The sequence below is a fragment of the Paenibacillus antarcticus genome, assembly GCF_001637225.1.
In the GTDB taxonomy this organism is placed as follows: Bacteria; Bacillota; Bacilli; order Paenibacillales; family Paenibacillaceae; genus Paenibacillus_AQ; species Paenibacillus_AQ antarcticus.
This window is the reverse complement of record NZ_LVJI01000044.1, coordinates 15129-35154: the sequence shown is the minus strand read 5'-3', so window position 1 is coordinate 35154 and position 20026 is coordinate 15129. Positions and strand designations below refer to the sequence as shown.

Sequence of the window (20026 nt, the reverse complement as noted above, 5' to 3'; positions counted from 1 at the left end):
GAGGAACGAAACATGGCTGAATTAAACTTGAAATTATTTAGTGCCGCAGACAACTTACGAAGCAAGATGGATGCATCGGAATACAAAAACTACTTGTTGGGATTGATCTTTTACAAGTATTTATCTGATAAGTTATTAGAAAAAGTAGTTGAAATAGCCGATGAATCGTTGGAAGAATACAACACACAAGAAAAACAAAATCAATTATATAAGGATTTATTGGATGATAAAGATGTGGAAAAAGACTTAATTGAAACGTTAGTGGATACATTGGGCTATGATATTAGACCAGAGTATTTATTCAATGAATTAACCAATCAAGCCAAACAAAATACGTTTCAGTTGAATGACTTGATAAGAGCCTTTAACTATTTATCTACCAAATATGATCAATTTAACGGATTATTTGATGATGTAGATTTGACATCCAAAAAATTGGGTTCGGATGACCCACAGAGGAACATTACCATTACAGAAGTCCTGAAGAAATTAAATGATATCGATGTCATTGGTCATAATGGCGATATCATTGGAGATGCCTACGAATTCTTGATTGGTCAATTTGCTTCAGAGGCTGGGAAGAAAGCTGGTGAATTCTATACACCTCATGAAGTTTCTGACATGATGGCGCGTATTGCCGCAATCGGTCAAGAAGACAAAAAATTGTTTAGCGTATTTGACTCCACTATGGGTTCAGGTTCCTTGATGTTGAATATTCGAAACTATATTAACCATCCAGATAGTGTAAAGTATCACGGACAAGAACTGAATACAACAACCTATAATTTGGCGAAGATGAACCTGATCTTGCATGGTGTTAATAAAGAAGATATACGTTTGCGCAACGGGGATACCTTGAACAAAGATTGGCCGACAGATGAGCCTTATACCTTTGATTCGGTTCTGATGAATCCACCATACTCTGCAAAATGGTCTGCAGACGATACATTCTTAGATGATTCTCGGTTCAATCGTTACGGGAGGTTAGCGCCACAATCCAAAGCAGACTTTGCTTTTCTTTTACACGGGTTCTATCATTTGAAGGATTCGGGAACGATGGCGATCGTCTTACCGCACGGAGTGCTGTTCCGTGGAGCAGCTGAAGGTGTGATTCGGAAGAAATTATTAGAAGATGGCAGTATATATGCCGTAATTGGCATGCCAGCAAACTTATTCTTTGGGACATCCATTCCAACAACAGTCATCATCTTGAAAAAGAATCGTACCACTCGTGATGTGTTATTTATTGATGCAAGTAAGGAGTTTACTAAAGGAAAAAACCAAAATAAACTTTCCAAAGAAAATATTGATAAGACAGTCGAAACGTATATGAAGCGTGAAAAAGTTGAGAAATATGCCCATTTGGCTTCCTTTGATGAAATCAAAGAAAATGAATTCAATTTGAACATCCCTCGATATGTGGATAACTTTGCGGAAGAGGCGACTGTGGATATGGCTGATATTGGCTCAACCATTCAAGATATTCGAAAAGAAAAAGAAGAACTAGAATCTAGCATATATGAGATGATGTCTTCACTGCAATTTGATGAAGAAAACGCAGAATGGATTATTGGTGCATTAGAGGTGTTTAATCGTGGGAAATAAACGTACACCAGAGATTCGATTTGCGGGATTTACTGGAGATTGGGAAGAGCGTAAGTTGGGAGAACTAATTGAAATATCTTCTGCAGCTCGAGTTCACAAAAATGAATGGACAACATCTGGTGTACGTTTTTTTAGATCAAGTGATGTAGTGTCTAACTTTAATGGAAAGAAAAATACACCAGCATTTATTTCATATAGTTTATACGACGAGCTTTCTAAAAAATCTGGAACTGTGCAACCAGGGGATATTTTAATAACAGGTGGAGGATCTATCGGGATTCCTTACCTTGTAGCAGATCTAGAGCCATTATATTTTAAAGATGCTGATTTGATATGGCTTAAAAGTGCTAATAAAATTGATGGGTACTTCCTATACTCTTATTTTGTGACACCTCAATTACGTAAATATATTTCAAGTATTACGCATATTGGAACAATCTCTCATTATACCATTGAGCAAGCGAAAGATACTCCAACATCATTGCCCAAACAACAAGTGGAACAAGAAAAAATCAGTAACTTTTTCAAAAAACTAGACGAAACGATCACTCTTCATCAGCAAGAACTAACCATCCTCAAACAAACAAAACTGGGATTCTTACAAAAAATGTTCCCAATAGAAGGGGATTTCTTGCCCGAGATTCGTTTCCCGGAATTTACCGGAGAATGGGAGCGGCAAAAGTTGGGAGATATCACTGAATCTTATTCAGGTGGAACACCAAGTGTAGGAAATAAATTATATTATAATGGAAACATTCCTTTTATCAGGTCAGCAGAGATTAATTCAGAACACACAGAACTATGCATAACAGAAGATGGCTTTAATAACTCATCAGCAAAAATGGTGAAAAAAGGTGATATTCTGTATGCATTGTATGGTGCTACTAGTGGAGAAATTGGTATATCAAAAATCGATGGTGCTATCAATCAAGCGATATTAGTAATAAAACCTAAATTCGGTCATGATTCATTCTTTATTGCCCAATGGCTTAAGAAACAAAAAAATACAATTGTTAATACCTATTTACAAGGTGGACAAGGAAATCTATCGGGTTCTATAGTAAAAGATTTAATTATATCTTTGCCTACTAATAAAGATGAACAAGTGAAGATAGGAGGATTTCTCAAACAACTAGATGACATTATAGCTCTTCATCAACGCGAATTAGAAGCCTTAAAAGAAACGAAAAAAGCATTCCTACAAAAGATGTTTGTATAAGCGAATAGAAGAGAGGTGGAAACATGACAAAGATACCACATGATGATGAAGCTGAAATGGAACGTCGCTTAATTGAAGTGTTAGGAGAAGGTCGTAATCAGTGGAATTATCGTCCGGATTTAAAATCAGAAGAAGACCTATGGAAGAACTTACGTCAAAAAATTACGCAAAATAACTTATCAGAAATCGGAGATCTTCCTATTTCTGATAAAGAGTTTGACACGATTAAAACAGAATTATTATTAAAAACAAAGACCCCCTTTGATGCCGCCCGATGGCTCAAAGGGGAGAATGGAATTGCCCGGATTACGATTGAACGTGAAGATGTATCTTTAGGTTCGATATCTTTAGTGCTATATTCCAATCAGGACATTGGTGGCGGAATCTCTACATATGAAGTTGTTCATCAGATTGCGAAAAAAAAGGCAAACGTTGATGATCGTGATCGCCGCTTCGACGTGACACTCTTAATCAATGGGTTACCCATTGTTCAAATTGAATTGAAGCAAGTCCGTGCCAAAGACGGTGTATTCCAAGCCTACAATCAAATTAAGAAATATGCAGAAGAAGGGATGTTCAGAAATAATATTTTTTCTGCTCTTCAGGTATTTGTCATTTCCAACGAACAAACGACACGCTATTTTGCTAATACGATGCCCAAAGACATGCATAAGAAACTTGTCTTTAGTTGGCGGACAACGGACAATCGAAAAGTAGAAAATCTTTATGAATTTGTGAAACAGGTTTTAAATATTCCAGATGCACATCGCTTGATTGCTAATTATACGATCGTTAGTGAGGATCAGGACAACAGAACCCTAATGGTATTACAGCCTTATCAAATTCATGCAATTGAAGCCTTGTTTACATCTGCCATGAAACATGAATCCGGACATGTGTGGCATGCGACGGGTTCAGGGAAAACTTTGACAAGCTTTGTCTCTACTAAGTTATTGGCTCGCAAACCAGGTGTAGATCGTACCATTATGATCATTGACCGAAAAGACTTAGATAATCAAACCACGACAGAATTCACCAAATTTGCTTCCGAGTTTAATACAGGTATTTCTTCTGGTAATGCCAAGTCTAACAGCTTGATTATCGGAACCGGAAGTGCAAAGGAGCTGAGTAATACTCTATTATCTGAAGCCAATTCCAACACAGTGATTATTACCACTCGTCAAAAATTAGAAGCTGCCTTGCGCTATGCCCAAAAGCAAGAGGGACAAAAAGGCACCCAACGTTTCAAGAAATTATTGGGCCAACATATTGTCTTTGTTGTAGATGAGTGCCATCGAGCGTTAAGTGCTGAAGGAATGAAAGAGATCAAGGGTTTTTTTCCGAAATCTACATGGTTTGGATTTACAGGCACTCCGATATGTGATGAGAATAAGAAACAAGCTAAAGGCCAATTAGCTCGCACCACTCGTGATCAATATGGAGAAGCTTTGCATACTTATACCATTAAGAATGCCTTGGATGATGGGGCGGTATTGGGATTCCAAGTAGAGCATGAGAATACGATTGAAACCATATCATTAAATAATCACATTCACAATCAACTTCTTCTAGATGACAAATACACCAATTGTACTGCAGATGAAATTAACGATATGATCGATCAAATGGATGGAATAAAGAAGGAAGCCTATCTTGAACCCTCTACTTTCGAAAGTGATAATCATATTCAAAAAGTCATCCATAAGATATTTCGACCGGATAACGCCTATATCAAATTTGATTTTCAAAACGGTCGCCCGCAAAAGTCTGCTATCTTAACAACAAGTTCCATTGATATGGCAAAACGCTACTATCAGGCAATTAAGGAAATGACCAAAGATCCAGAATGGCTGGCGAGAGTGTTCGCTGGACATCCGATTCGAACGGGACGTACGATTAAAGATCCGCACTTCCCTCGGATTGCCGTCACCTATTCGATGCAAGAAAACGTAGAGAATTCCACACAAATTGAAGATGAGATGAAAGGCATTATCAAGGATTATAACAATTATTATCACACGGCCTGGTCGATAGAAGATATTGAACGATATAATGGTGATATCAACAATCGTTTAGCTCGTAAAAAAGCTGAATTTAAAGTATTCGGGAAACAAATTGATCTGGTCATTGTCGTAGATCGCTTATTGACGGGATTCGATGCACCCACGATTCAAACATTATTTGTGGATCGGAATTTAAGTTATGCCAATTTGATTCAAGCCTTTTCTCGGACCAATCGTACCTATCCCGGAAAGACAAAAGGATTAATTGTAACGTTCCGAAAACCTTTAACAATAGAGCAAAATGTAGAGAAAGCAACAAAGTTATATTCTCAAGCACAAGAGGAATCCAACCTTGTGTATCCAACGTATGATAAATCGAAGAAACGCTTCCAAAAGGCTCACAAAACATTGGAAAAACTGCTGTCAAATCCAACCGACATTAACGAGCACTCTCCGCTCGAAACTCGGATTGAATTTGTGAAAGCCTTTCAAGAGTTAAATAATTCCTATGAAGCATTAGTTACATATGATGATTACAACGATGAAATGGAGAAATCAAAAGTACTTCAGGAACAGGTGAAAATCTTAGAAGAATATATTGGCGTGTACAACACGGTCAAGGGATCGCTAGTCGATGAAGGAGACAATCCAGAAGGACCAAATTTCTCGGATATTGAATTCTATGGAGAAAATGCAATTAAGATCTATGATATTGACTCCACCTATATTGACCGATTATTAGAAACATACTCTGCCAATAATCAGAATATCCGTGACGAGATCGAAAAAGCACTTCAAAAGCTAAAAAAGTCGGAAATTGTTAAAGAAGTATACCGTGCGATCCTGAACGCTATTGATACCAAAGAAATAGATTCAGAGGAAGATACTTTTGTAGTGAAACGGCGCTTTTTCACTGAATCCTATAATCAAGCGATTGAAGAATTTGCGAATACTTGGTTTGTAGATGAAAGAGAGCTACATTCATCTGCTATTCAATATGTGATCGGAGCAGAGCCTATTCCGAATATCGGGGGAATCATTGACAGCAAGCAATTCGATAAGTTTAAAGCATTACATCCAGATGTTAAACCATTAAAATATGGACCGGAAATGAAGCGTCAGTGGAGAAAAATGTTAGATGAAGTCATTGTACCTTTAAACGATGAGTTGAGATAAAGTCATTTTGAAGTTCTACTTACAACACATCCCCTTAGAATTTTATGGGTATTTACAAGTATAAAAATCTTAATTCTATAATAGACATTATGCTTGAAATGCCGCTTATGTTTCTCTGTAATGAAACAAGAAAATGAACCATACGGAAGGAGTATAACATGGATTTCTCGCAAATTTATGAAATGTCAAGGGTAATAGACTACATCACTGGTGGTAGAAATAAAAACTTAGCTAGGTTCGCATATCGGGTTTCTGTTTACAAGGATGATAAGGACAGAAGTATAGGAAAGAAACCAGAACAGAGGCTAAGTTTCGGTAACTTAAATCAAGATGAATTTTCTTGCGATTATGTAGATATTACTATATATAGGGATAAGGTTAATCTACATCCTGTATTTGAAGGTGCAAGAAACTATACAGATGGTATTGATTGTAATAAGGTAATGTCACTTGAGGATAAAATCATGTTTGCATTTAACAAGTGGAGTTCATACTACGACTAATGGCAATGAATAGACAGCGATCTTAAAGGGAAATCCCTAAGGGTCGCTGCTTTTATATTAGGTGGCATAAGTTTCATCAAATATTATGAGCGGGCACGAAAATGATCGGGCATGTGACAACAGCCGGCTTTAGCAGCTGCAGCTCAAGCTTGCTTGGCTTAGCTTATATCGATCGCCGCCACTCGTGACGGCGGACGGCTTGAACAGCTAGAGATCACGTTTTTGGTGTGCTTACAGATAAAGCTGGGCTTTTTACTATCGGGACACCGATTCGAACAGTCTAACACTTGTTTCTGATTCCTATGTCCAAAATTGATTAGTTATACATTCAGTCTAGTATTTATTACTCAATACCTGGGATTCTGTAATCAATAAACCGTGTTAAATCAATAGCACCAGTCTAGTACTTTATTTTCTTTATATAGCAAGGCTACTGGATAGCGGTGTATACATAAAGTATATTGTAAGTCATGTGTTGTCTATTCTGCAGAAGACATTGGTATGGCGAATCCTCACGCTTTACAAGTGGCAATGGCCGCTAAACAAGCAGTAGAGTTTCAGTGAATCCCAGATGGGCGTATTCCCTTGCAGATTCAGATGTCGAGGGAAGTCCAGAATCAAACAGCGCCTACAAAGCCATAGGAAGGGCGTTAGACGCTGTTAAGAGCGAAGGGCATTATCCTGCACGGGATAAGTGCAGACCGGACTAAACATCGTGATTCCCTGTTCTCTTATTGATAGATGTTTCTTAAAAGCAGTTGTATAATGAAAGCATGACAAATAAATACAATATTTTCCGAATTGGAGCGTGAACCAGTTGAGTAAAAATCTTAAGCTAAAGAATGATTTTCAAAATTTCACTCTTAGTAATGACTCCAAGCTTTATACACCTGATGAAATTAAATTAATAAATTTGATCATTAAGAATTTCGATAGTATTGCTGAAGTTGGTACAGCAGGTGGGAATAGACGAGCAAAGTTGTTTAAAGACCTTCTCACAAATTACTGGGGAAATATATCGCCTGAGCTTGTTATAACAGGCAATAACTGGGAGGGGGCAACTTTTCCAATTAAGCAGCTAAAGAAAATTGAAATCGAAAACTTTAGAGGTTTTTCTAATCAATTTTTTCATGATTTTACTAAACAGTACACACTTATTTATGGAACTAACGGATCTGGAAAGACTAGTTTTTGTGAGGCATTAGAATATTCATTGTTAGGATATATAAGTGAGGCGGAATCAAAAAGATATGACTCAAACAAATATATCGTTAACGTTGCTACTGGTAAAGGGCAAAAACCTAAGCTTACAGTAATAGATAAAAATGATGCCGAAATTGAAGTATCAGCATCGCCAAACTCCTATCATTTTTGCTTTATTGAAAAAAACAGAATCGATGGATTCGCTAGAATATCTGCAAATACACCTTCAAATCAAACGCAGATGTTGTCGACTTTACTAGGGCTAGAAGATCTTAATCAGTATGTCTCTGGATTTACAGAAAACATCGAAAATTATATTAATACGAACGTATTAGAAGGGGTTAAATATAAAGAGCTGGCTCAAAAAACTAAAGAAATAGATGCAGATAGAGCAAGTATTGACACAAACAATAATAATGTCATCAAACTACAAAGTGAAAGAGATCTTTTTATAAAAGAAAGTAAGTTAGAAATGACTTTTGAAGAAATTGATGTGTATCTTCATGGTACCTCCGAAAAAAATGGACGGTTATTCGAAATTGATGAAGAAATTCAAAACATTAGTCATGTTCATTATGAAAGTAATGGACTGAAATATATTACAGAAAATTATGAAGAGATTTTACTTGCTTTAAAGGAGTACAACCAACTCAAAGAGGTTTTGGATAAATCAAAAGATCAGATTAGCTTTAAGCAACTATTCTCAGCTTTAAAAGAACTGAAAAGTATATCCGAAGACAAATGTCCAGCATGCCTAACTCCCATTGATCTAGTTGTAAAAAATCCATTTAATCATGCAGCAGAAAAGCTATCTGAATTAGGTAAATTAGCACAATTGGAGGAAAGGATAGAATTAATTTCAGAGGAAATTGTGTCCAAAACAACAAGGCTTATAAGTGATATTGGGGTTAAGATTAAATTTGCAAAAGAGCTTAGTGCGTCAGTGCAGTTTGATTTTACCCAACATTTACTATATCAAGAATTGAAGCAAAGTAATATAAAGAACAAAGTCATTGATATAGAGGCACTAATTAATGAAGTGAAGCGAAATAATGAATCGCTCGAAGTATTGGAGCAGTTGCTCAATTTTAAAAATTTAGAGTATAAAAACTCTTCCGAGAAGAAAAATACACTTCATGAAGAAAAGAAACACTTAAAAGGTCTTTCTGATAAAATTAAAAACATACAAACTCAAGAAAGTACATACAAGAAATTAATAAGTGATGCACAAGTAAAGCTACAGGAATTTGATAAGAGCAATGAAACATTGTTGCGCGAAGTGGAAATAGAAAAACAACAGGTTGCAATTAATAAGGAGTTTGTTGATGCTTATAAATCACTTTTAGCTAAACTTAAAAGATATAACCTTGAACTACCAGGTAAGTTAATATCTAACATGAATGAGCTTACTAGAGATTTTTATAATGAAATCAACAAGCATGATTCTGATTTTGAATTACTTGAGAAGATTGAGTTACCAACGAAACCGGAGGATAGAATTACAGCATATTTCAAAGATAATCCGACCAAAGCTGTTGATGCATTACACGTATTAAGTGAAGGGCATGTAAGATGTCTTGGGTTGTCTTTACTTTTGTCTAAGATCGTAAGGGATAATATTAATATTATTATTTTTGATGATGTAGTCAATGCAATAGATGATGACCATCGCGGTGGTATAAGAGAGGTCCTTGTAAATAGTCAACTTTTAAATAATAAACAGATAATTCTTACATCACATGCCGAAGAATTTATTAAGGATTTGGAAAACCAAGTAGGAAAACGGCAGTATGATAAATTAATAACAAGAATCACGTTTCTACCTCCAGAGAAGAGAATACTTAGGACTGATAATATCTCAACATCACATTATTTGACTAATGCGAAGCATTTTCTTGATCGGTCACAGAGACGAGACTGTCTACGCTATTGTAGAGGTGCACTTGAGAATATTAACAGTTTATTATGGAGTAGACTGGGAAGGACATACAATGCACAAATCACAGTACAAATTCGAAAACCTAAAGGTTTGCCGGATACTATGTCCACCTCTCAGGGGCTCTCGAAGTTCATTAAAAATCTGAAGAAAAAGGAAGGGAGCGTTAAGTTTGATCGGATTATAGAAATATACGACTACTTAACTGGCCTTGAAACAACAAATCAAACTGCATGGAATTACCTCAATAAAGGTACTCATGAAGAGGAAGAGATGTATGAATTTGATTCTTTAATAGTGAAAAAAATCTATGAGAATTTAGAAAATCTCGATAATGAAGCAAAAGCAGTATAACAAAATAGAACCAGTTAGTTGGGAACTTATTTTTCTTGCTGTCTGGTTCTTTTCGATTCAAGATTGGCGAAAATATTTTAATGTTCGAATTTAATAAATAAGGGATGCGGAACGCAAAAATTCAATCGATGGAGAAACGAGAGGATTATTATTGCTTAACACCACGACAACAGCGGGCTACTGTAAGGAGTATAACACTTGCGCTCTGTATCATAAAATACTGATCCAGAAAACTCCTGGCATTAAGGTTTATTATATTAAAAATTGGGGCGTTGAGTGTCAGAATAAAATATAATTCTAGACTCAAAAATAAAGTAGTAGACTCGGAAACAAAATAGTAGACTGCCGCTGCTTGATTAAGCTAACGTGCAGGATAGTTTGTAAACGGCTGCTGTTTTTGTTGAAGTTAAGGGTAGTTACGTTCTATGGTGAAATAAAACTAGGAATTTATGGATGGAAGACGATCGTGAGATTATCAGCTGTGAAATCTTGCGGAAAGCTCGCTACGGTAAAAAGCCATTGGATACAATTCTTCATTGACATCGTAGGAACAAATGGCGATTTGAGTTTACACCCAACTAGAAAGGGGCATGTAGAAATTGAATGAACAATACAGTTTCTCTCTTAAAGTTTTAGATGAGTGGCAACAAATATGGACCTCTGAAACAATCGAGTATTTAAAAACTGCACAGGAAAAAGTATTTTTTTCTATTATGGATTTAAATTCTTATTACTATGTACAAAATGAACTCAATCATAAAAATAGAATATGGCGAAAGGAATTCGAGGAGGGAAATCCATTTGAAATTCCTTCAAGTGTATTAAAAATAGACTATTATTATACGGAGCTACCGGCGGAATTATTTATGAGCAAAATAACGTTAAACTTCTATGGAACAGTTCACAGTTTCTTTGATACCTATGCACATTTTCTACATACAGCTTTATTTCCTGATCACCTTCCTAACAATTTGAATTTTGCAGTGGTTAGGAAAAAAATAGTATCAAATCATTTCATGAAAAATATAACGAGAACGATAGGGAAGAATAAAAGAGCAATCTACCCATATATTAGAGACATAAATAATATGAATAAGCACAGTAAACATATTAATCCAATTAGTGAACTTAGTTTTGAGACGGGAGAACAAATATTTAGCAATCCGGCATTCAAAAAAGATACAACTGATCATGAAGAGAAAGCCATGAAAGAAACATTGGAGGCATCTTGCAAGATGATCATAGAATTTTTCAATGAAGTAACCAATTCGGTATATGACTATAGTATTAAAGGGAAGAAATCGTCTAAGTAGTTTCATTAGAGAAGTAATATAACGGTGGCTCTTATTATATCTAGACGATGGCTACATGTATTAGTCGTTTTTAAAGAGTAGGAATAGTGTGCAGCTGTGTCAAATATAACAGGATAATCATTTAGAAATTCATAGTGATTTAGGGTTCTTAAACTAAATGGAATTAAGGAGTGGATCTGATCATGATCGAAGAATTATATAGCTGCATTGTATCTCAGAGAGTTGTCTTAACATTCCAGGATGGAGATACGCTAACAGGCGTAGCTGAACTGTCCATTGATTCGACTCGAGTGAAAATTCGAACTGTAGATGGATTGGTATGGGTTCCCTTTGAGGATATTGTGAATGTAAATCGGTTGATAACACTACAATAACTAGTTTGAATACATAATAGTACTAAAAGTACAGGTGACCCTGTAGGTTGCCTTTTTAGCCAAGCATACATGAGACATGTAAGCTTGGCTTGAGTTAGATGGTTTAAACAACGTATTGAATATAATCCCTCGGTTCATCATCCCTAGATCTAAAGCGAACCCGGGAAAGGCCCCAAGATTTTTAACGGGACGTATTTGAAGAAGTGTAGGTCGCTCGAAGTTGGCTTATAAACATCAAGACTAATTCACTAAGCTACTCTTCATCATGTTTATAAGCGAAGAGTAGCACCAAGAATCCGCGTACGCTGAATCATTGTGCTAAAGAGATTTGAGTTCCAAAGGAAATATAAAGAATGGAAGTGAAACAATAAGGGATTGTACTGGGGGAGCATTGAGCTAACGGGCAGTTTAGTGCAACTATGTGGGGTTTAATCCGTTTATATCTACAACAAGTATCATGGCAGAAGAACACTTGAAGGGGGATTAGTAATGTGGTTAAAAATGATATTTAGTGTGTTCTTCATTTTGTTGATTGTTGGTTGCGAAGAGCAAAATATTACTGACCATTCTACTCAGGAGTCTCCAGCGATAGTAGAAAAAATTCAGGACTCAATTCTTGTTCAGAACAATAACGACGGAATGTCCCGTCGTAACCTAGAATACGACTCGCAGGAGAAAGGGAAGCTTGTGGTTGATCCCAACTATTTCATTCAAAATGAATTTAAACGTGGTGAAGTGGTTTATTACAAAACACCCGCAATTGATAAGAGTAAATATCCGCGTTTAAATCCGCCTGAACAAAACATCTCGCGGGTGATTGCTCTCGCTGGTGAAGTTGTGCAAATAAAAAAAGGTCAGATTTTTGTGAATGAAAAAAAGTTAAATACGTTTTATGGAAAGGCTTTAAGTTGGGGACAGGATGAAGAAGAGTATTTTAAGACAGTCAATCAGCCAGGAGCAGCTGAATGCAACGAATCATGTCAGAAAACCATGAAGGATTACTTTAATATGGATATGGAGAAGTTCAAAGTACCAGATAGTCATCTATTTGTCATGGGTGATACTTGGTGGAGAAGTATTGACAGTCAGATATATGGTCTACTTCCCTTTGGTAATGTTATAGGCAAAGTTCAGGGATATGAAAAAAAATAATGGAATGCTAATTCGACTTCGATTGAGCTAACGGGCAGGATAACGCAACACTGACTAAGAATTGTAAGTTGTTTTAGCCTTAAGGAAGTAAGCACTGATAGAGGAGATACGAAATGAAGAAAGTGCCACTTTAAATTCCTCTCTACTAATCGGAACAATCTTAATTGCCGATACCGCATACTATCTGTCTACCCCCATACAGTAGGGGCCCTAATTCAGGACCTTCGAACAATTAGGAATTTTTATAATGAGTGCTTACGACTTACGGATATTATTCTTAATTGTCTGCTTATTTGTAACAGTGCTTTCAATTTTCGGACTCCGATACAAACGAGAAACAATAACTTAATATTGACATAGAGGCAGCCGGCTATTGTGGCTGTTTGTTTGTTATAACTAATGGGCAGATTAGGCTGAACGGACGATCAAAAAACTTAGTTTTAGTTATGATTTTTTTAATGATGCTTCGCAGCTTATTACGTTAATGTAGACACCTTAACGAACTTAAGTGTATTCTTATGTGTACTTAAGATTCGGTGTAAATGGCAAGTGAAATGTCACCTTCTGCTAGTTACAGAGCGACATTGGAGAGGTATTATAATAGCTGTCCCATCAACAAGGAAGGGCAGCCAATCACAACCAAATGAATATGTAAGTAGCTAAAGGAGGTCCATATGTATGAAGTCTCATACCTCTAACCGTATTAAAATCCCGCCAGGATTTTGGGCAGGATTACGTCAATTAGGGATTGCCGCCCACGACGTAGCTCGTAAAGCACAACTGCCGCTCACCATTATTACTGAACCAGTAGTCACCACCGCCCAATATTTCGCGATCTGGCAGGCTTATTCCGATCTCATTGGTGACACTGCCAAAGGGATCATCAATCTTGTGACCGTCTTTGAAACAGCGCAGTACCCACCGACCATCTTAGCGACTTACCACGCTCGGGACTACCGGGACGCTCTAAGCCGAATGGCTCGGTACAAACAATTGTGCCCCCCCGAAAGCTTACGTATCACCGAGGATGGCGAGCACTGTACAATCGAACTGGAATGGCTGGATACCGAGCAATCCGGTCCGCCGATGCTGGTTGGTATCACGCTGGCATGTCTTCTGGAGCTTGGGCGCCGGGGCACAGGTCAACCTTTGACGGCGCGGTTAGTCGAATTTTCGCACTCAATGGGCGATGTACAAGCCCTTGAAGCATATTTCGGCTGCCGTATCCGGATTGGTGCAAAGTGTAACCGGTTGACGCTACATCGAAAAGATCTGGACCGTCCCTTTGTCTCGTACAACGAAGAGTTGCTGGAGATCCTGACTCCCGTTCTGGACCGATCGTTGGATGAACAGCAGTGCAGCTGCTCAAATACCGAGATGGTCAAATGGATCATAAAACGGAGCCTCACAGGAGGGCGCCCCGACATTCAGGCTGTCGCGAAGGAGTTGGGTATGAGCGATCGTACCTTGCAGCGCCGGCTTACTGACGAGAAGACGAGCTTCAATCATCTGTTGACACAATCTAGACATGAGCAGGCACGAGAGTACTTGGCAGACCCCTCGCTCGATATTAAAGAAGTGGCTTTCTTGATTGGATATGAAGACCAGAACTCGTTCTACCGCGCCTTCCGCCTTTGGGAAGGTGATACTCCTTCAAATTGGCGTAATGAACATTTAGGTACAAACTCGATATCCGAAGGACGGTTAGGAATGCCGACTTTTCATTAATAGATTTCTCAACCTAATCAATTCTACAGAGAGTTAGTATTTGACTTTAGTTTTATTATTTGGCGTGTTAAACAAGAGATTTGGCGTAATGTACTAGTTACTGAACAATCCAGATAAGGTAACATAATCACTATCCGGAGCACAAGACTGTTTTAAAAATGACTCCTAATCAGCTTGCCATGAATGAATAAGTAAATTAAAAGGAGAAATTTATTATGGATATGGGATTAAACAATAAAACAGCTTTAGTTACAGGATCAACGAAAGGTATAGGTAAAGCAATCGCCATAGAACTTGCTAAAGAAGGTGTTAATGTACTAATTAATGGACGAAATTATGGAGAGGTAGAACGAATTGTAAATGAGATTAAGTCAGATTTCCCGGCTACCTCTCCTCAAAATGCTACAGCCGATATTGTGGATATTGGGCAAAGAGAAGCTTTATTTGAAAAATACCCCAATATTGATATTTTAGTTAACAATATGGGTATCTATGAAATTATGAAATATGAGGACGTTGACGATGAAGTATGGGAAAAATACTTCCGTACTAATGTTCTTGCTGCAAATGGATTATCTAAATTTTATTTACCTAAAATGTTGAAAAATGATTATGGCCGCATTATCTTTATTGCGAGTGAAGAAGCAATTATGCCTTCAGGACAAATGCCTCAGTATTGTATGACAAAATCAATGCTATTATCATTGTCAAAAAGCTTATCTAAATTAACAATAGGAACAGAAGTTACAGTTAATACGATCATGCCAGGACCAACACTCTCTGAAAATGTACATCAAATAATTGAGGGTTTGTATCCTAATGAAGATATGACTTTTTCAGAAAAAGAGAAAGAATTTATGACTACAAACCTACCTCAATCTGAAATACAGCGATTTATCAAGCCTATTGAAGTAGGTAGACTAACTACATTTGTATGTAGTCCTTATGCATCCGCATTTAAAGGTTCTCCGATCCGTATGGATGGGGGAATGGTGCCGACTATTTTTTAACATTTTTTCTATTTCAAATATTGTATATAGGTTTAACAAATGTATAACAATAGGAGGCTCCAATACTACAGAATAGGAGCCTCCTATTTATTAAATATATATATTATTCATGTATCAATGAACCTGTTTCACCTGTCTTTCAACTAACGGGCAACTATAGCTTAATAAATAACTAAAACGCGGCTGCCGGCATAGATCGGCAGCCGCGTTGCGCTAAGGCAGGATTGCTTCATCAATTGTCGAATCCTTTGTTCGAATGTTTCTATTAATGGGGGGGCGAGTATGGAAATTAAGATACGAGAAATTGCAGATAAAGATTATACTGAGGTTGTTTTTTTATGGAATAATGTACTTGCAAAAATATTTTTGAAATGAGGATCGTAAATGAAAAATCATTATTTTGTAAAAGCAAACAAGAACTTGTTTGCTGTATATCAAACCATATATTCACAAGCAGATATCGAGATGTGGTACGACTGGAATGCTCGGCTAAATGATACAAAATGGTCTGAAGATTGTTATTTTTTGTATTGTGATGGAGAAAAAGTGGGTGGTGCGATTATTGCTCCTAATGTAATCATGTTTCCTTTTCTAATTGCACCTTTTTGTGACAGAAGATTATTTTGGAAGTTGTTATTGCTGCAAGGAGAAGCTATGAGCTCAGAAGGGGAAATCCTATTAAAAGGTATACTTACAGAAAATGTTGATATATTAATGAGTCTCGGTGCAGAAATTTGGCGACCGAGACAAATTATGTGCCGACCGACCGACAAATTAAGCTACTCACTTGATGATTGCTATTTCCTCGAAACGCCAAAAGAAAGCGATATAGCAGAAATGGCTAGAGCCCTCAGGAATTCATTTCTTGGTGGAATAGCATATGAAGTCTTTGGGGAAGAAAGTATTGAAGAAATTAATAAAACAATAAGAAATTGTTTCGAATGGTACACAGCAACTAATACACTTAATCAAGTAGTGGTAGCAAAGGAAAAAAGCACAGGCAGAATTATAGGCGGCTGTATTGCAGGTGTATATCCGGAGATAGTTAACAATTTTTCAGGTATAAATGATGTGTTTGTACTACCGGAATACCGTGGAAAAGGACTTGCGCAAGCTATGATAAAATACTCTATAACAGCGGCATATTCGATTACGCCGGTTATAAAACTACATATTTTAATTGGAAATCCAGCAGAACACTTATACCAAAGGCTTGGGTTTGTTGCAGGACCAAGATTTACAGATATGAAGTATAAGAAAAGTGACTCGTACACGTAGCAACCTATACGGGACCTGATAGCTCTTTTGCACTGATGGAAACGGTCGTGTACAATGACGCGAAGATTATAGTTAAATAACTTGATGAGAGATCGGATGATTAAGCAAACGGGACACGATAGCTCAATATAAAGGAACTTAACGGCAGTCGAATATCGGCTGCCGTTTGCTCAACAAACGGGCAGAATAATTTAACAAATAAAACTCTACAAATATTATTCAAATTGATATAGTAGTATAAAAATAAAACGGTTTTGATTGATGAAAGAGGAGGCAGTTTATGAAAATTATTCTTTTAGGAATTGCAATCATCCTTTTTGGCATTGCAATGATATTGAGTGAAGAAATAGCGCTTGATCTTGGAATTTCATTTGTTGGTTTAATCATTTCAATAGTAGGTTGTTTTGTAAATGATAGAAAATAAACTTATTAGACTAACGGGACACGTTAGCACAATAAAACAGTGGTAGTCTAGGACTTTATGTTCTCGTCCACGGCTACCGCTGTTTTTATAGTTGGGGCAAGTCTAATACTTTTTTCACGAGAACTAACGGTTTTATAATTCAAAAATCCGCTTAGGACTGAGATATCCAGTCTAGTACTTTATTTTCTTTCTACATTGATATCTATAACTAAATGAAAGTCAACAAAAATAATGAGGGAATGGAAGTTGTGTATAATTCTGACCAGGATCAATTAATAATCGAAGAAGGGGATAATCAGATTGTATTTACCGCATTTGACGAGGTGCTCTCGTATTTGAAGCGATGAAATAAATTTAGATCTCCATACCATACCTGCCCCGCCAGTCCATTAGGCGGGGATTTTTGTGTTGAAAACAACAAGGAAATCTTCAACTGTAAGAGCATTTGATTTACTGTGCCCGAATCTTAGCACACGAGTAGAATGGATGAAAACGTCCTTAAGAACAAATAAAGATAGATCTTTTAGTCTTTGCTATCAATTGCTTTAAGCACATCGGTCACTAAATTAGCAATGATCTTTAACTCTTTAGTTTTTCGATCTCGAAGCGAAGCAACAATCTTATCAACAAGTGCCTCTCTTTCGGCTTGTAATTTGCTCGGTTCTCGCTGAAATCGAATCAATAATCTATCTGGATCGACACCGAGAGAGTTACTAATTTTCTCAAGTGTCTCAAGAGAGAGGTTTTTTTCTCCACGTTCGATTCTGCTGATATATGATTGTGGCTGTCCTACCATCTCCCCTAATTGTTCTTGAGTTATTCCTCGTAATTTACGTGCTCTACTAATATTTCTTCCAACATGAGATGCCAAACTAAGCAAGAAACCACCACCTTATACTTAGAATAGGTAAGTGGTTGGAAGAGTTACATATACTCATAGCATATATAACCATTTGAATATATATCTTATAAGATATATATTATTCTAGTCGCATTCACTAATTAAGGAGTTGGTACCATGAATACACTTCCCAGTCAGATGGTAATTGAAAATGTTATCCAATGCAAAATGCGTGGTAAAGTGATATATCAAAGTCATTTTCCTGCCTCTGTAGGGCTTCAATTAATCTATGTCAAACCATATGATTTGCCGCTAGGAAAGGGATACCAAAGGCCAGTTGATATGAAACGATGTGATGACTTTGCGAGGTATTTATCCAATGGAGAGAATGCTCTCTTCACACCGATATTATTAAATGCCGGATCTAATTGGGAATTCATTAGTTATGATCGTGAACGATCTTCATTTGGTAGACTTCTGTGTAAAAGAAGGGCCTCGTTGATGGATGGCCAGCACCGTATGGGAGGTATTGAAAAATATATTAAAGAAACAAATTCTGAGTTGAATGTGCCTTTTCTAGCTTTTCATAACTTAGACGAAGACGAAGAAATTAAGCTATTCGACACAATCAATACTAAGGCTAAAGGTATTGGGACGTCACTGAGCAAGTATTTACGTCGCGATTCAGATGACATTAGTTGGGTCGCTACAGAGCTTATGGTCCGCAAAGAGAGCCCGTTCTACAGTATAGGGAGTATTATCGGAAAACGTACTAAAGGTCGTCATGTGACCTTACAAAATGTCTACAAAACACTTCACCTTTTGACGACGGATTATCGGTTATCGAGTATGTCAAAGGAACAAAAACTTGCGATCGCAATAACCTACTTTGACAGTATTAAGAACTCATTTCAACAGGAGTGGGATGATTACAAGAACTATCGTTTGACACACATCGTATGTTTAGATGCGCTGTCTATCGCAGGTTCTGAGGTCTTATTAAAATGTATCTCTAAGAATACGAAACAAATTGATTTAAGTGCTATTAATAAATTTGTCACACGCGTATCTATGGACTGGTCAGCTAACGGCCCATTTAAATACCTGAAGGGGATGGGTGGCTCCAGAAGTTTATCTATTGACCTGAAAGCCCAGATGTTAAATGACTGATTTAGTATAATTTTATGATAAAGACGCACCGGCAGGAGCTACTCCCAGCGGTGCGTCTTTATGTCTAGTCACTCTTTGCTTAGAGCATATTCTTCAACTTCTGCTAAACAACTCCCACAATATAAACGGAACCCCTTATATCATCCTGTAGGAGTGTGTTACCTGTATAGCCGCAAACTTTTCCGTGAAGGATAGTCGTGAAAGGTACAGTTTGGAAGACTGTGGAATGCTTTATTGTTTATTTTGTTGATATTTGTCCTAGTTGGGATGGGTTTTCTAATGATAGGGTAGGCTCTTTTTTGTTTTTAATTATTATAGTTATTTTTCTATCAAGAGTTTTTCCGATGACAGGTAACGTTCTTGCTTTGTATTACATTCCTTCTTTTTATCATAAACATTAGCCAATATGTTATATGCATTTAGAACAAGTTCAGTAATTATGAATTATGGTGTAGACTTCACGTTCAACTTATTCTGTTCTTTGAAAACCTAGAACGCAGTATTTCCGAAATTGACTCTATAATATTTTGAAAGGTTACTTGGAAGAGCCGGAAGCCGAACTGCAAGGGGATCTACAAAACGAATTATCGAAAGGGACAGTAATTATGGAACGCAAATTAATCAGAAATGCTATAAGAAGATTATCTTTTAATGAAACGATAGAATCGAAATCAAGTTATGATTATAGAACTTGTACTTATGGAAAGGTATCAGCGACGTGGGTTTGAATTGTTTGA

Annotated in this window: 17 protein-coding genes; 16 read left to right on the top strand and 1 reads right to left on the bottom strand. The window is 36.9% G+C overall.

Annotated elements, in window-relative coordinates:
* The first annotated feature begins 12 nt into the window (after window positions 1-12).
* From PBAT_RS20615 to PBAT_RS25390, 14 genes are all read left to right on the top strand, one after another.
* Window positions 13-1605 (top strand): type I restriction-modification system subunit M, encoded by a 1593-nt coding sequence (locus tag PBAT_RS20615; RefSeq protein ID WP_068652471.1) that lies wholly within the window; start codon window positions 13-15, stop codon window positions 1603-1605.
* Window positions 1595-2824, top strand: a complete 1230-nt coding sequence (locus PBAT_RS20610) for a restriction endonuclease subunit S (protein WP_068652469.1) — start codon at window positions 1595-1597, stop codon at window positions 2822-2824. The genes PBAT_RS20615 and PBAT_RS20610 overlap by 11 nt, the downstream gene beginning before the upstream one ends.
* A gap of 23 nt (window positions 2825-2847) precedes the next feature.
* Window positions 2848-6003 carry a type I restriction endonuclease subunit R gene (locus tag PBAT_RS20605; protein ID WP_068652467.1) on the top strand — a complete coding sequence of 1052 codons (3156 nt, stop codon included), beginning with the start codon at window positions 2848-2850 and terminating at the stop codon, window positions 6001-6003.
* Window positions 6004-6161: 158 nt separating this feature from the next.
* Window positions 6162-6506, top strand: coding sequence for a hypothetical protein (locus PBAT_RS20600; protein ID WP_068652465.1), 345 nt, complete (start codon window positions 6162-6164; stop codon window positions 6504-6506).
* Between the two features lie 447 nt (window positions 6507-6953).
* Window positions 6954-7070: an AAA family ATPase gene (locus tag PBAT_RS26435; protein ID WP_149466421.1), complete on the top strand. Its 117-nt coding sequence runs from the start codon at window positions 6954-6956 to the stop codon at window positions 7068-7070.
* 253 nt (window positions 7071-7323) lie between these two features.
* Window positions 7324-9999 carry an AAA family ATPase gene (locus PBAT_RS20595; RefSeq protein WP_068652464.1) on the top strand — a complete coding sequence of 892 codons (2676 nt, stop codon included), beginning with the start codon at window positions 7324-7326 and terminating at the stop codon, window positions 9997-9999.
* A gap of 397 nt (window positions 10000-10396) precedes the next feature.
* Window positions 10397-10606: a hypothetical protein gene (locus PBAT_RS25395; RefSeq protein WP_149466286.1), complete on the top strand. Its 210-nt coding sequence runs from the start codon at window positions 10397-10399 to the stop codon at window positions 10604-10606.
* The gene (locus tag PBAT_RS20590; RefSeq protein ID WP_068652462.1) at window positions 10599-11312 is read left to right on the top strand and encodes a hypothetical protein; all 714 of its coding nucleotides are present in this window, start codon (window positions 10599-10601) and stop codon (window positions 11310-11312) included. Before PBAT_RS25395 ends, PBAT_RS20590 begins: the two co-directional genes overlap by 8 nt.
* Before the next feature lie 182 nt (window positions 11313-11494).
* Window positions 11495-11686 (top strand): hypothetical protein, encoded by a 192-nt coding sequence (locus PBAT_RS20585; RefSeq protein ID WP_068652460.1) that lies wholly within the window; start codon window positions 11495-11497, stop codon window positions 11684-11686.
* 489 nt (window positions 11687-12175) lie between these two features.
* A complete protein-coding gene (gene lepB, locus PBAT_RS20580) occupies window positions 12176-12838 on the top strand; it encodes a signal peptidase I (RefSeq protein ID WP_068652458.1) in 663 nt (220 codons plus the stop codon).
* A gap of 678 nt (window positions 12839-13516) precedes the next feature.
* Window positions 13517-14566 (top strand): AraC family transcriptional regulator, encoded by a 1050-nt coding sequence (locus PBAT_RS20575; protein ID WP_068652455.1) that lies wholly within the window; start codon window positions 13517-13519, stop codon window positions 14564-14566.
* 215 nt (window positions 14567-14781) lie between these two features.
* Window positions 14782-15576 (top strand): SDR family NAD(P)-dependent oxidoreductase, encoded by a 795-nt coding sequence (locus PBAT_RS20570; RefSeq protein ID WP_068652453.1) that lies wholly within the window; start codon window positions 14782-14784, stop codon window positions 15574-15576.
* A 384-nt stretch (window positions 15577-15960) separates the two neighbouring features.
* Window positions 15961-16854: a GNAT family N-acetyltransferase gene (locus tag PBAT_RS20565; protein WP_068652451.1), complete on the top strand. Its 894-nt coding sequence runs from the start codon at window positions 15961-15963 to the stop codon at window positions 16852-16854.
* A 280-nt stretch (window positions 16855-17134) separates the two neighbouring features.
* Window positions 17135-17278, top strand: a complete 144-nt coding sequence (locus PBAT_RS25390) for a hypothetical protein (RefSeq protein ID WP_157091340.1) — start codon at window positions 17135-17137, stop codon at window positions 17276-17278.
* Between the two features lie 523 nt (window positions 17279-17801).
* On the opposite strand, the gene PBAT_RS20560 is transcribed toward PBAT_RS25390, so the two are convergent.
* Window positions 17802-18158, bottom strand: a complete 357-nt coding sequence (locus PBAT_RS20560; RefSeq protein ID WP_068652449.1) for a helix-turn-helix domain-containing protein — start codon at window positions 18156-18158, stop codon at window positions 17802-17804.
* 138 nt (window positions 18159-18296) lie between these two features.
* Here PBAT_RS20560 and PBAT_RS20555 point away from each other — a divergent pair, with 138 nt between their 5' ends.
* Together PBAT_RS20555 and PBAT_RS26430 are read left to right on the top strand one after the other, a co-directional pair.
* Window positions 18297-19289, top strand: a complete 993-nt coding sequence (locus tag PBAT_RS20555) for a DGQHR domain-containing protein (protein ID WP_068652447.1) — start codon at window positions 18297-18299, stop codon at window positions 19287-19289.
* A 605-nt stretch (window positions 19290-19894) separates the two neighbouring features.
* Window positions 19895-20017, top strand: coding sequence for a DUF7695 domain-containing protein (locus tag PBAT_RS26430; protein ID WP_420848812.1), 123 nt, complete (start codon window positions 19895-19897; stop codon window positions 20015-20017).
* The last annotated feature ends 9 nt before the right edge of the window (window positions 20018-20026 follow it).